Origin of the sequence: Xylanibacter brevis P6B11 (assembly GCF_000621825.1) — a bacterium.
In the GTDB taxonomy this organism is placed as follows: Bacteria; Bacteroidota; Bacteroidia; order Bacteroidales; family Bacteroidaceae; genus Prevotella; species Prevotella brevis.
In genome coordinates this window covers 130,986-145,044 of the sequence record NZ_JHXG01000010.1, presented here as the reverse complement: position 1 = coordinate 145,044, position 14,059 = coordinate 130,986, and the positions used below count along the sequence as shown (strand labels likewise).

The window sequence follows — 14,059 nt, the reverse complement described above, 5'->3', positions numbered from 1 at the left end:
TCTCTCTCTCGCATTAAGTCGCGCATGAAAAAAAAGTTTGGGAAAACGATGGCAGATAGAATTATATTATGTATCTTTGCACCAAATCTGATAATAAACGCGTACTGGGAAGTACATGTTTGCTAACCGCGATAAGAATACAAAGTCTATAAATCTATTAACGAATTAACTTAATATGACATCACTCAAAGGAAAGATTAACCGCGACTTGCCGCTACGTCTCAGTTTGAGAATAGCTGTGGGCATTTCGGTGTTGCTGGCCGTCACGCTATTTATCATGCTGCGCTTCACACGCCAGACGATGAAAGAAGATGCGCTGAAAAGGGCCGAAAACACACTGGAACGTGCCAATACGAACATCGACAATACCTTGCTGAGCGTGGAGGAAACCATCGGCAACGTGTACTTCAATATGAAGTTCGACGACCCCGAGAAAATGTATGGCTTTGCCCACCGCATTGTGGAGAGCAACCCGTATATCAGCGGTTGCGCCATAGCCTTCAGGCCTGGCTATTTCAAGGGGCACAACGAGTTTGCGGCCTATGCCTTTCGGGTGGACAGCACACAGCAGGACGGTGAGAATGCCCTGATAGTACACGCCGACACGTTTGGCACGAAACCCTATACCCGACAGATATGGTACACGCGCACCATGACCATGAACAAGGCTATCTGGCTGAACCCGCTCGAGGGCATGGAGACAGACATCGAGCCACTCACGGCCGTCAGCGCACCAATCAGAGATGCCAAAGGCGAGCCCTATGGCGTGATATGCACGTTTGTATCTACGGGGCTGCTTTCCAACCTGATAGTGGCTGCCAAGCCATCGCCACAGTCGTACTGTGCACTGCTGGACCGACATGGGGCGTTCGTCGTTGACCCCACGGGCGGCCATCTGCAGAAGATCAAGGCCAAGAACCTGCCTGGCGAGTCGCTGCAAGAGGCTGTGAAAAGGGTGATGTCTGGCGACAAGGGCAGCATGCCGTTCGAGGTGAACGGCCACAAGTTTATCTTGTTCTACAAGCCTTTCACGCTGGCAAAGGTGCCATACCGCTCTATGGACGACCTGGAATGGAGCCTCGGGGTGGCCTTTGCCGAGGCCGAGATTTTTGGCGGCTATAATACGCTGCTCTACTATGTGCTGATTATTGCCATCGTGGGCATCGTGCTGATGTGTCTGCACACGCACCTCATCATACGCCACCGACTGAAACCGCTGAAGTTGCTGACTCAGCTCACCGAGCGAATAGCTCAGGGGCACTATGATGAGCCTTTCCCCAAGCGACACACGAACAACGACGAGATTGGCATGCTGCAACGCCACTTCCAGAAAATGCAACGCTCGGTATCGACCAACATCAACGAGCTGCACGAACTGACCGACACCATCCAGAAGCGCAGCAAGGAACTGCACATTGCCTACAAACAGGCTAAGAAGGGCGACAGGGTGAAGACGGCCTTCCTGCACAATATGACGGACCAGATGCTGAACCCCGCCTTCGCCATACAAAACGATGTGGCGGCGCTGAACCACTTCGACCGCGAGGCAAGTGCTATGAGCGTAGGCCAGCTGGTGGACGATATACAGCAAAACGGCACCACCATCACGCTGATACTGAACAACCTGATTAATCTCTCGGAAAAAGAGATAGAACAGGAGAAAGAGGCCGAGATTGACAATGAGATAAGGATAGGTCAAGAGATAGACCGGGAAATAGAACAGAGACAAAAGAAAGGAGGTGAGTTATGACGCGCATTCGTTTGTCGTTCTCGACCAAGGTCAGCTTGTGGGTACTGCTCATTTCTGTACCTCTGTTTCTGGCATCGGTAGGCGTGCTGTTCTGGCAGTCGCACAAAATGATACGCAACGAGGCCGTGCATAGGGCCAGCGACGTGTTGGTGGGGGCCATGCACCGCATCAATCGCTATCTGATCACGGCACAAACGGCCACCAACTCGAATGCGTGGCTGGTGGAACAGTCGCTCAGGGCCGACTCGCTGCTGTCGTTCACCAATCGCATCACCACCACCAACCCTTATACAGACGGATGTGCCATCAGTACCGAACCGGGGGCTATTCCGGGCCATCCTGATGGATTCATGGCTGTGTCGTTCAACGACAAAGGCACTATCAAGACTTTAATTGAGACAGACCATGTGTATTTCCAGGAGCGCTGGTATACCGTGCCTCGCGCGCAGCAGAAGTCGGTGTGGGTGGTGTCGAACGAAAAAAAGAGCGAGCTGGACATGGACGACGAGGTGATGATTGCTTCCTATCCGCGTCCGCTCTACAACGAGCACAGACAGTTTGTGGGCATCATCTCTACATGGCTCTCGCTGAACCACATCTCGCATTTGTTGGCCGAGGTGCGACCGTATCCGCATTCTTACTATATGATGCTCGACGAAGAGGGGCGCTTTGTGGGCCATCCTGACTCTACACGTCTGTCGGGCAAGACCATCTTCAGCGTGGCCGATCCGCAACGTGAGTCGGACTTGATAGCGCTGGGCTATGAGATGACCAGGGGCAAGAAGGGCAACATGTCGGTGGTGATCAACAACACCAAGTCGCTGGTGTGCTACATGCCCGTAGAGGGAACACCGTGGAGCCTGGCCATCGTTTGTCCTGACAGCGACATCATGAAGGGCTTCAACCGGCTGACCTACGTCGTCGTGGCGCTGCTCATCATCGGTCTGATATTGATATTTGTGTATTGCCACAAAGACATCACCTTCATGCTGCAACCGCTGCAGCCCCTGTTGGAGAAGGCGCAGGCCGTGACCAACGGCAAACTGGATGTGGACATCACGCATACCGGTCGCACGGACATCATCGGTGTGCTGCAAAACAGCTTTGCCACGATGCTTGAGTCGCTGAACTACTACATCAACAGTGTGCGCAATGCCACGGAGCAGACGCAGCGCTACAATCGTGAACTGGAACACACCACCAAGTTGGCCATGGAAGCCGAGCAGCAGAAGATTGTGTTCATTCAAAACGTGTCGCACCAGATCAGAACACCCCTGAACATCATTATGGGATTCTCGCAGGTGCTGAACATTCCTACAGACGATGCGTCGCTGGGCGATGCCATGGAATCGGACGAAATCAAAAGCATAGCGACCACAATCACTCACAACAGTCATCTGCTGGTGCGCATGGTGATGATGCTGTTCGACAGCTCGGATGTGGGCAAGGTGAAAACCAGCAAAATCAATAAGCGCGAGCCGGTGGGCTGCAATGATGTGTGCCGTAGGGCCATCAAATTCGTCACGAGGCAGAACCCCGATGTGCCTGTGGGATTCGAGAGCGAGGTGGCCGACGACTTCTTGTTGCACACGAACGGGCGCTACCTGGAGTTCACCATCGAGGAACTTCTGAACAATGCGGTGCGCTATTCCGACCGGCAACATGTGGCGCTGCAGGTGAAATGCCACGACCAGACGGTGAGCTTCATCGTGACCGACACGGGTAAGGGTATTCCGGAAGCGGAAAGGGAGAAAATATTCAGGTTCTTTAGCAAGGTCGACGACTTTACCGAGGGCTTGGGTTTGGGGCTGCCGCTGTCTAAGCGTCATGCCGAATCGCTGGGCGGAAACCTGACGCTGGATGCCAGCTATCATGACGGTTGCCGCTTCGTATTGGAGCTTCCTATCTCATAAGTTCACTGTGAGGAAAAGTAAGCATTATTTGTCTGTTTGTATTGACTTCTTGGTCATAATTGTTGCGCAAATGGAGAATAATGCTTACTTTTGCATCCTCTTTTAGCGAATGCAAACGTAATGATATGATAGAAATAGGATTGAAACATACCAGCGAACTGACGCAAACGTCATTTCCCAACGCGTGCGGACACAAGTATGCACTCTTTTTTGATATCGATGGTACGCTGGTCAGTTTCAAGACCCATACCATCCCTGCCTCTACGATAGCGGCTCTGACTCAGGCCAAAGCCAATGGCCACAAGATTTTCATTGCTACCGGCAGGCCTCCGCTGATTATCACCAATCTTGGTGCTATCCAGCAGCTCATCGATGGCTTTGTCACCATCAATGGTGCTTTATGCTTTGTAGATAACCAGGTGGTCAGCTGCAAAGCGATCCCCCAGGAGGACGTCCTGACCTTGGTAAACGATGCGCAGCAGAAGGACTACGGATTGATTGTGGTAGGCGAAAAGGATGTGGCCGTGCTCGACCCCCATGGTGAGGTGGATAGAGTTTTTCGTGGGGAGATAGCTGTAGAGAACCTTCACCTCTCGAAGCCACTAGACGTGGTACTGCAGCAGCGCATCCTTCAACTCACACCTTTCTTCTCACAGGACTACGAGCGCGAGATCCTGCTGCATATGCCTGGCTGCACCTCAGGGCGATGGCACCCTGCCTTCACCGATATTACGGCCAAGGGCGCCGACAAAGGCGAGGGCATCAGGACCCTGTCTGCGCGTTTGGGCATTGACATGAACTACACCATGGCTTTTGGCGACGGCGGCAATGATACCTCGATGGTCAAGGCAGCAGGCATAGGAGTGGCTATGGGCAATGCGTTGGAATCATTAAAAGCGGTGGCCGACTACACCACCACCTCTGTGGATGAGGATGGCATCCAACAGGCCTTGCGACACTTCCAGTTGATATAAGTAGCATTGCTTTTTTTCTGAAATAAAAAAGAGCGAATCAAGGCATATCCTTGGTTCGCTCTTCGTGTAACAACATTACGCTTCCTTAGCCTTTTTTTGTATGGATTATTAAGATAGTTTATGACGCTTACCAGTTATCATTCGTGATGGTCGGCGTGTTGCCGTGGCGTGTACAACAGTAGAAGTGGCGGCGGAATTGGTGTTAAAAAATGAATAAATATGTAGAAAAGTCGCAGAATATATGTAATTTTGTGCGCTCATTAATTGATGAGCTTGGAAAAAAGACTAAACGAAAATTATAGCATAAAGATGAAAAAGACGATGAAAAAATGGATGCGTGCTGCCATGATGATGGCAGCAATGGCAGGCTCGTCGGCTCAAGCCAGTGCGAGTCAGGCGGTTACGCCCCTTTGGTTGAGAGATGTGATGGTGAGCCCCGACGGCCAACAGGTGTTGTTCTGCTACAAAGGCGACATCTACAAAGTTTCTACAAAAGGTGGAACAGCCGTGCAGTTGACCACACAAGACAGCTATGAGTGCTCGCCCGTGTGGAGTGCCGATGGCAAGCAGATAGCTTTTGCCAGCGACAGACACGGCAATCTGGACGTGTTCACCATGGCTGCAGAAGGAGGTTCGGCTACCCGACTGACCTACAATAGTGTGGCCGAGGTGCCACAGGCTTTCTCGCCCGACGGCAAGTGGGTGCTCTTTGGCGCCGCCATTCAAGACCCTGCCGAGAGTGTGTTGTTTCCCGACAATACCTTGCCCGAACTATACAAGGTGCCCGTGAAGGGCGGAAGAACGCTGCAAGTGCTGGGCACACCGGCCGAGATGCTGAGTTTTGCTGCCGATGGCAAGAGTTTCTTCTATCAGGACCGCAAGGGCTATGAGGACGAGTGGCGCAAGCATCACACATCGTCGATCACTCGCGATGTGTGGTTCTATGATGCCAAGAGCGGACAGCACACCAACGTGACGGCTCATGCTGGCGAAGACCGCAATCCCGTGGTCAGCGCCGATGGCAAGACGCTCTACTTCCTGAGCGAGCGCAATGGTGGCAGCATGAATGTGTATGCCCAGAAGGCTGGGGCTGACAGTGGACTGAAGCCTACGGCTGTGACGAGCTTCAAGACGCACCCGGTGCGCTTCTTGAGTGCTGCACGCAATGGCTTGTTGTGCTATACTTATAATGGCGAGATCTATACGCAGAAGAATGGCGAAAAACCTCAGAAACTGAACATCACGCTGACGCGCGACGACGAGCCCGTGGTCAGGGACTTGGCCTTCACAAGCGGGGCACGCCAGGCGGTGGTCAGTCGCGATGGCAAGCAGGTGGCCTTCGTGGCCCGCGGCGAGGTGTTCGTCACCAGCACGGAGTATGCTACCACGCGCCGCATCTCGCAGACGGCTGGTGCCGAGGCCGACGTGGACTTTGCGCCCGACGGACGCACCATCGTCTATGCCTCTGAGCGCAATGGCAACTGGCAACTCTATACGGCCAGCATCGTCAGAGACGAGGACCTGAACTTTGCCAATGCTACGCTGATTAAGGAGGAAAGCGTGTTCCCTGAACTGCCCGCGCTGCAACTGAATGGCAAAATCGACTTCTCGCAGGTGGAGCGCCACAGTCCTAAGTATAGTCCCGACGGCAAGAAGTTGGCCTTTATCGAAGATCGTATCAAACTGAAGGTGGTGGACCTGAAAACCAAAAAGGTGACGCAGGTCACCGATGGCAGCAAGTGGTACGACCAGGACGGCGGGTTCGACTACGAATGGAGTCCCGACGGCAAGTGGTTTGTGCTGAGTTATATTGCCAACAAGCGTGACCCCTATGCCGACCAGGGCATCGTGAGTGCCGAGGGGGGCGAGATTCATCCCATCACGCAGAGTGGCTACATGAGTGGTCGCCCGCGTTGGGTGATGGATGGCAAGGCTATCATGTTCGAGAGCGAGCGCTACGGCATGCGCAGTCATGCCTCGTGGGGCAGTCAGGAGGATGTGTTCCTGGCTTTCCTTACACAGGATGCTTACGATCGCTATCGTCTTTCGGCCGAGGACTATGCACTGCTGAAGGAACTGGAAAAGGCTAAGCCTGAGAAGAAGGATGCAGCCGACAAGAAGAACGATAAGAAGGCTAAGGAGAAAAAGGCTGAGACGGACTCTGTCAAGGTGCTCTCGATTGAGTTTGAGGGCATCGAAGACCGTATTGTGCGACTGACGCCCAACAGTAGTCGTCTGGGCGATGCCATCGTGAGCAAGGATGGCGAGAGCCTGTACTATTTCTCGGCCTTCGAGGGCGCACCCGACCTGTGGAAGATGGATCTGCGCAAACACGAGACTAAGTTGCTGAGCAAGGGCGGCAGCGGGGTGCTGCAGATGGACAAGGATGGTAACCTTTATTCGCTGGGCAGCAGCATGAAGAAGATTGAGAAGGGCGACAAGATTACTCCTATCTCATACGATGCGCAGATGAAGCTGGACCTTGCTGCCGAGCGCGAATATTTGTTGCGCCATGTGGCTAAGCAAATCAATAAGAAGATTTTCCGTACTGACTATAATGGTTGCAACTGGGACTTGATGGTGCAGAACTATGCGCGCTTTTTGCCTCATATTGCCAACAATTACGACTTTGCTGAATTGCTCAGCGAGTTGTTGGGCGAACTGAACGTGAGTCATACGGGCGGACGCTTCCGTCCTGGTGCTAAGGGCGATGCTACGGCACAGCTGGGACTGATCTACGACTTGACCGAGGCTACCGATGGCCTTAAGATTACGGCTGTGCTGGAGGGTGGACCCTTCAGCAAGGCTAACAGCAAGGTGAAGGCGGGTGACGTGCTGACTGCTATCAACGGTCAGGCTGTGACGAAGGATACCGACCTGGCTCAATTGCTGAACCTGTGCCGGGGCAAGAAAACGCTGGTGAGCCTGAAAGGTAGTGCCGGAACTTGGGACGAGGTCGTGCTGCCTATCAGTCTGTCGGAACAGGATAACTTGCTCTACAAACGCTGGATCAAGAGTCGGGCTGCCGAAGTGGAGCGCTTGTCGAACGGACGACTGGGCTATGTGCACATCGAGGGCATGAACGATGCCAGCTTCCGCGATGTCTATTCCGACATTCTGGGTAAGTATAACCTGAAGGAGGGTATCGTCATCGATACACGCTACAATGGTGGCGGACGTCTGCATGAGGATATCGAGATTCTCTTCTCGGGTCGTAAATACTTCACGCAGGTAATCAGGGGCAGAGAGGCGTGCGACATGCCAAGTCGACGATACAACCACTCCAGCATCATGTTGCAGGCTGAGGGCAACTACAGCAATGCCCACGGCACGCCCTGGGTGTATAGTCATCAGAAGATTGGTAAGTTGGTTGGTGCTCCCGTGCCTGGCACCATGAGTTCGGTGAACTGGGAGACGCTGCAAGACCCCACATTGATATTCGGTGTGCCTGTGATTGGCTATCAGTTGCCCGACGGTACCTATCTGGAGAATACACAGCTGGAGCCCGACGTGCCCGTACTGAACCGCCCCGAAACCGTTGTCAAGGGTGTTGACCTACAGCTGGAGGCTGCCGTGCGTGAGCTGCTGAAGGAGCTGTAAAGTGTCTGTCAATCAATACGCAAACTTTCCTGCTGGTTTACGTGCCATGTATATCGGCAGGTGTTTGGCACTAAGAAATAAAGTAAGAGGCTGTTGGTTTATTGCCAACAGCCTCTCGCTTATATAAGTCTCTCGCTTTTATCAACAGCCTCTCGCTTTTATTTGTTAACGGCTTGGGGCGTCCAAGCCTCAAAGAAACGCAGCACTTTCTTTTGGTCGTAGCCTTGTCCCTCTTCCAGAAAACTTGAGTCCTGGATGTGGATAACTTGACCTTCCTTGTCGAGCACCACAAACACGGGGAAACCAAAACGACCGGCATTGTTCAGGCGCTTCATCAGCGCGCGGGCCTGTTCCGCCTTGTCGGCACCCTGTGACTGGCGTGGGTTGTAGTTCACGTGGATATACTCGAAGTTCTTGCCGATAACCTCGCTGATAGCCGCATCTTTAGTGATGAAGTCGGCAAACTTCAGGCACCAGGGGCACCAGTTACCACCCACCTGACAGATCACATACTTTCCCTCGGCTTTGGCCTTGGTCACTGCCTTGTCAATCTGCTCCAGCGGGTTGACAGCCTCGTCATAGACTTTCTTCAATCCATTCTGTGCGTGGATGTTGAGGGTAAAAACGCAAGACAACAGCAGCATCACAATACCTTTGGCAGTGAGCTGGCAGAGATAACTATTAACTGTTTTCATTCTTTCCAATTGTTTTGTTTCACATTCCGCCTGCAAAGATAATGCTTTTCTGTGATTTCTCAAAACAATGTCCCCCTGATTCTCCCGTGTCGTTCTCTTTTGTAATTACAAAATAATAAAAGGTTCCAAGGAATTACAAGCATGATTTATTCTTTGAAACCTTTTTAATATTTTGTGATCCCGTTGGGATTCAAACCCAAGACCTTCAGAACCGGAATCTGTCATTCAATTTCTTTGAGTATCTCTTTGTTTATGGGCATCTTCGGCATTCCTCAAAAACGCATTTGCGCCGATTTTGCGCCGATTCGGCTTGTTAATACTCTCTTGTCGGTTGCAAAGGTACGAATAAGCGAGCAAAAAGCCAAATTAATTATGGACTTTTTCGGGTAAGAGTGCTTCGAATGAGCACAAATTTGGAAGATTGTACTGTTAATTTGGAAAATTTTCCATAAAATCTTCACTTTTCTAGATAAAAATACTACCTTTGCACCATCAAAGCACTGATTTATGGAAAAAAATGCCCTATTGAACCACGAAGTCGTTATGGCTTCTTCTGACAAGACCACCAACAACTTCATTTCAAAAATGAAGAAGGAAGGGCGTCTTATCAAGATTGCCGCGAAGATTTACACCACAAATCTCAACGACACTCCGGAGAATATCATCCGCAGGAATCTCTTTTTCATCCTTGGAGAGCTGTTCCCCGATGCCGTCATGAGTCATCGTAGTGCTTTCGAATGCCGTCCCACAAGTGACGGACACATATATCTTACTTACGGCTATACGAAAAAGATATCATTGCCCGGTATTACCGTTCACCTGTTAGAAGGTCATAAGGCATTATCAAGGGATTATCCTTTCATGGGAGGTCTGCACATGTCTTGCAGTGCCAGGGCCTATCTTGAAAATCTTCAGACCGGCTATAGCCGCGATGGCGTTTCCAAGTGTCTACCACAGGATGTTATCGAAGAAAAATTGGATAAAGTTTTGCAGACCAACGGTGAAGATGAATTGAACAAGTTGCGAGACACAGCTCGCGAGATAGCCAGACAACTCGACATGTCTGATGAGTTCAAGAAACTGGAATCCATCATTGGGGCCATCCTTTCCACTAAGCCCTCGAAGATTCTTACTTCCTCGGTTGCTGAAGCCCGTGCATTGGGGGAACCGTTCGACAGTCAACGACTGAAGCTTTTCAGCATTCTGATGGCTGCACTCAACGAGCGTGAGTTCGAGAATTTCCCAGAGCCAAACGAGACGGATGCTGCCTATAATAACTTCGCTTTCTTTGAGAGTTATTTCTCCAACTATATCGAAGGAACTGAGTTCGAGGTGGACGATGCCCGCCAGATTATTGAGACCCGTACTCCCATGCCAGCCAGAAATGCTGACAGCCACGACGTGCTTGGTACATACTACATCGTTTCTAATCGCAAAGAGATGGCTGTCACGCCCACCTCTCCAGATCATCTGATTGACATTCTCCAGCATCGTCATCGCATTATGATGTCCGCCCGTCCAGAGGCTAATCCTGGCATGTTCAAAACACAGAACAACCGCGCAGGCGAGACACATTTTGTAGATTATCAACAGGTACGTGGCACTCTCAAGAAAGGTTTTGAGATTTATAGTGTCTTGCGCCATCCCTTTGCTCGTGCTCTTTTCATGCTCTTTATGATTAGCGAGGTTCACCCGTTTTCTGACGGCAACGGACGTGTATCCCGTATCATGATGAACGCAGAGTTAACTGCTGCAGGACAGTCGAAAATCATCATTCCAACCGTTTTCCGCACCGATTACCTCAGTGCATTGCGTCAACTAACCAGGAAGGACAACCCTGAGAAACTGATCAATGCCATCCAGCGTGTCCGTCTATTCAGCTATAACCTGCGGGGAGACAACTTCGAGCAGATGCGCGACTACATGGAACGCTGCAATGCCTTCAAGGAAGAGGACGAGTATATACTTCGGTTTTAGTTTCCGTTAAGGTGTCACGAAATGTAAAGAGACATCATGGATAGAGTTGATAATGAAAGTCGCATAAGTCGCTTGGAGTCTGAAATCAGGTATCTGAGAGGGTTGCTTGACGAGAACGGAATTGCATACGACTATGAAACATACGTCGATAGTTCCAAGAAGGAGGAACCTGTTCAGATAGAATTTCCTGTGCTGACGGCCGAGCATGCTATACAGTTCTATTCTTACTTTCGAGGGCGCAAGGATGTGTATGTGAAGCGGGCGGCGAAGAAAGGATATTATACGCAATGTAACAATTTCTGGAAATATGGGGTGTGTCCCAAAGCGAGTGGGGAGAAAGTGAAATGCCAGGAATGTCCGGCAAAGGATTATACAGAGCTGAAGGTGTCGGTAATCTTGGAACATCTCAATGGCAGAAAGGAAGATTGCACCGATGTAATCGGTTTATATCCACTTTTTCCAGATGGAACATGTTGGTTCCTGGTTTTTGACTTCGACAATCATGAAGAGGATGCTTCTCCAAAGGAAGGATGGGAACGGGAAGTTGATGCGCTGAGGGAAATATGCAAATCGGTCGGAATTGATGCATTGGTAGAACGTTCCAGATCGGGTCATGGTGCCCACGTTTGGATATTCATGAATGAAGCTATCCAAGCGGCGAAAGTTCGGAGATTTGGTGAAGCATTACTGGCTAAGGGCTCAGAATCAGTTAGTATGAAGAGTTTCCAATATTATGACAGGATGATGCCAATGCAGAATAACCTACCTGAAGGGAAATTGGGAAATCTCATCGCCCTGCCTCTTCAGGGACAAGCACTTCGTAAAGGAAATAGTGCTTTTGTGGATGAACTATGGAGACCATACCATGACCAATGGGAAAAGTTGATGCATACGCGGAAGTTGTCTGAAACAGATGTAGATACGTACATCAAGGCGTGGTGTCCAGAGGCTGACACCATGAAATTGTTCCAAAGTGACAAGGTGGATGAGTCTGAAGACGGAAACTTGCTCTTCTTTGGAACCAGTCCCCTTCCTTTGCCCCGTTACTTTAAAACAGACGATGTAGATGGAACGGTGAAAGTTATTCTCGCTGATGGCGTATATGTTGACAAACGGAATTTGAAACCACGTTTGCAGAATGCCATCAGGAGACTGGCTGCCTATACAAATCCGCAGTTCTACCAGAATCTGGCCTTAGGGTTCTCTACTCGTGAAACACCACGGATAGTATATGACGGGTATGACAATGGTGATTATATCGTTCTGCCACGAGGTTGCTTCGAAGAACTGAAGAATCGTTTGTCTGAGGCCGGGATCCCCTATGATATCAAGGATAAGAGGCAGAAAGGACAGACTATAGATGTTTCTTTCAGGGGGGAACTGTATGCAGAACAGATTGTTGCGGTTGAACACCTCCTGAATTATGATAACGGGATGCTGGCAGCTGCAACAGCTTTTGGTAAGACTGTCATTGGCGCTAATCTGATTGCCAAACGGAAGGTCAATACGCTTGTACTGGTGCATACCGCTGAGATTATGAATAATTGGGTCAGAGATTTGGAACGATTCCTTGTAATCAATGAAGAACTGCCGACATATACTACGCCCAAAGGTCGCATAAAACAAAGAGATTCAGTCATCGGTACTTTCTCCTCTCAGAAAAAGGCGGCAACGGGAATCATTGATGTTGGCATGATAGGTTCGTTAGGGAAGATGGATGACGTCAATCCGATGGTGCGCAATTACGGGATGATAATAGTGGATGAATGCCATCATGCAGCTGCAGCAACTTTTGAAAACGTTCTGCGGGCATCGACTGCCAAATATGTGTATGGTATGAGCGCTACCGTGAAGCGGGGTGACAAACAAGAACGTAAGCTGTATATGCAGTTAGGGCCTATTCGGCATAGGTATACCGCCAAAGAACGGGCAGAGAAACAGGGTATTGGTCATTATGTATATCCTCGGTTTACGAGGATTGTTGACCTATCATCATCAGAAGATAGACATATTTCAGAATTGAATCGGTTAATTGTCGATAATGAGTTGCGGAATATGCAAATCGTGGCTGATGCGATAGATTGTGTCAAGAAAGGCAGGACTCCAGTAGTGATGACTAAATATAGGGAACATGCTGAAACTTTATATACCCTTTTGCAAGGTGCAGCAGCACATGTCTTCCTTTTACAAGGGGGAACAGGCTTAAAAGCACGAACCGAATTGAGAGAGAAAATGGCATCGGTAAGTCGCGACGAAAGTGTAATCCTCGTCGCAACAGGGCAATATATCGGTGAGGGTTTTAATTATCCACGATTAGACACAATGCTATTGGCAATGCCGATATCATTTGAAGGAAATGTCGAGCAATACGCAGGCCGACTGAACCGCGATTATGAAGGAAAAAAGGATGTCATCATCTTCGATTATATTGATAAACACATTCCCGTATTAGAACGGATGTATCATCGGCGTTTGAGAACTTATAAGAAAATAGGTTTTGAGGTTTGTACGGAAGTGATGGATAAGCAGGTGGTGAACAATTCCATCTTTGATTATGCTGGCTATTGGCATATATTTGAGAAGGATATTCTTTCTGCAAAGAGGAGCATTGTCATCTCTAGTCCATACCTTAGTTCAAGGAAAGTTGACTGGCTTGCAGACCAGTCTGAGACTATTCAGAAAAGAGGCGTAACTCTCACCATTTTTTCTCTATGTACAGAGGACTATCCAGAGGACGGTAGGGAACACCATGCAGAATTGCTGGAGCAGTTGAGTGACGCAGGATTCATCGTAAATGTGCAGAAAAAGTGTCATGAACGTTATGCTGTAATTGACCAATCACTTGTTTGGTATGGCAGTTTAAACCTTCTCTCCAGAGGGTGGGAGGAAGATAGTCTGATGCGGATAGATTGCCCAGAAATTGCGGCAGAGCTATTGGAGTTGACATTAAAATAAGCCAAATTTCAAGAGTACTTTTTTCAGGCAGAGTCCGAAATTCTGTGAACAATATCGCCTTGAAATGTTAAATTTTTGAGATTTTGCTATAATCACTTGTATCGTCGCTTTATTGGTTTACTTTTGCAGCCATAAATTGAAATTGTATTTTGATATGGTTAAGAAAGAAATCAAAAGCATCATTCTCTATCTCGA

Annotated in this window: 7 protein-coding genes; 6 read left to right on the top strand and 1 reads right to left on the bottom strand. The window is 49.6% G+C overall.

Annotation, left to right across the window (positions count from 1 at the left end; genetic code table 11):
* Positions 1 to 175 precede the first annotated feature (175 nt).
* The 4 genes from T496_RS0106945 (at position 176) to T496_RS0106930 (ending at position 8,237) form a co-directional block, all read left to right on the top strand.
* Positions 176 to 1,750: a HAMP domain-containing protein gene (locus T496_RS0106945; RefSeq protein ID WP_027450108.1), complete on the top strand. Its 1,575-nt coding sequence runs from the start codon at positions 176 to 178 to the stop codon at positions 1,748 to 1,750.
* Positions 1,747 to 3,663: an ATP-binding protein gene (locus T496_RS0106940; RefSeq protein WP_027450107.1), complete on the top strand. Its 1,917-nt coding sequence runs from the start codon at positions 1,747 to 1,749 to the stop codon at positions 3,661 to 3,663. Before T496_RS0106945 ends, T496_RS0106940 begins: the two co-directional genes overlap by 4 nt.
* Before the next feature lie 125 nt (positions 3,664 to 3,788).
* Positions 3,789 to 4,637 (top strand): Cof-type HAD-IIB family hydrolase, encoded by an 849-nt coding sequence (locus T496_RS0106935; protein WP_081783583.1) that lies wholly within the window; start codon positions 3,789 to 3,791, stop codon positions 4,635 to 4,637.
* 345 nt (positions 4,638 to 4,982) lie between these two features.
* Positions 4,983 to 8,237 carry a S41 family peptidase gene (locus tag T496_RS0106930; protein WP_394331343.1) on the top strand — a complete coding sequence of 1,085 codons (3,255 nt, stop codon included), beginning with the start codon at positions 4,983 to 4,985 and terminating at the stop codon, positions 8,235 to 8,237.
* A gap of 158 nt (positions 8,238 to 8,395) precedes the next feature.
* Here the strand turns inward: T496_RS0106930 and T496_RS0106925 are convergent, their stop codons facing one another.
* A complete protein-coding gene (locus tag T496_RS0106925; RefSeq protein WP_044110778.1) occupies positions 8,396 to 8,932 on the bottom strand; it encodes a thioredoxin family protein in 537 nt (178 codons plus the stop codon).
* A 507-nt stretch (positions 8,933 to 9,439) separates the two neighbouring features.
* Here T496_RS0106925 and T496_RS0106915 point away from each other — a divergent pair.
* Positions 9,440 to 10,909 carry a Fic family protein gene (locus tag T496_RS0106915; RefSeq protein WP_027450103.1) on the top strand — a complete coding sequence of 490 codons (1,470 nt, stop codon included), beginning with the start codon at positions 9,440 to 9,442 and terminating at the stop codon, positions 10,907 to 10,909.
* Between the two features lie 36 nt (positions 10,910 to 10,945).
* Positions 10,946 to 13,864, top strand: a complete 2,919-nt coding sequence (locus T496_RS0106910; protein WP_027450102.1) for a TOTE conflict system archaeo-eukaryotic primase domain-containing protein — start codon at positions 10,946 to 10,948, stop codon at positions 13,862 to 13,864.
* Positions 13,865 to 14,059 lie beyond the last annotated feature (195 nt).

Excerpts from the sequence above, each read along its gene's own strand:
- T496_RS0106945 (WP_027450108.1), top strand. The coding sequence starts at position 176 with ATGACATCACTCAAAGGAAAGATTAACCGCGACTTGCCGCTACGTCTC.
- T496_RS0106940 (WP_027450107.1), top strand. The coding sequence starts at position 1,747 with ATGACGCGCATTCGTTTGTCGTTCTCGACCAAGGTCAGCTTGTGGGTA.
- T496_RS0106935 (WP_081783583.1), top strand. The coding sequence starts at position 3,789 with ATGATAGAAATAGGATTGAAACATACCAGCGAACTGACGCAAACGTCA.
- T496_RS0106910 (WP_027450102.1), top strand. The coding sequence starts at position 10,946 with ATGGATAGAGTTGATAATGAAAGTCGCATAAGTCGCTTGGAGTCTGAA.
- T496_RS0106915 (WP_027450103.1), top strand. The coding sequence starts at position 9,440 with ATGGAAAAAAATGCCCTATTGAACCACGAAGTCGTTATGGCTTCTTCT.
- T496_RS0106930 (WP_394331343.1), top strand. The coding sequence starts at position 4,983 with ATGATGATGGCAGCAATGGCAGGCTCGTCGGCTCAAGCCAGTGCGAGT.
- T496_RS0106925 (WP_044110778.1), bottom strand. The coding sequence starts at position 8,932 with ATGAAAACAGTTAATAGTTATCTCTGCCAGCTCACTGCCAAAGGTATT.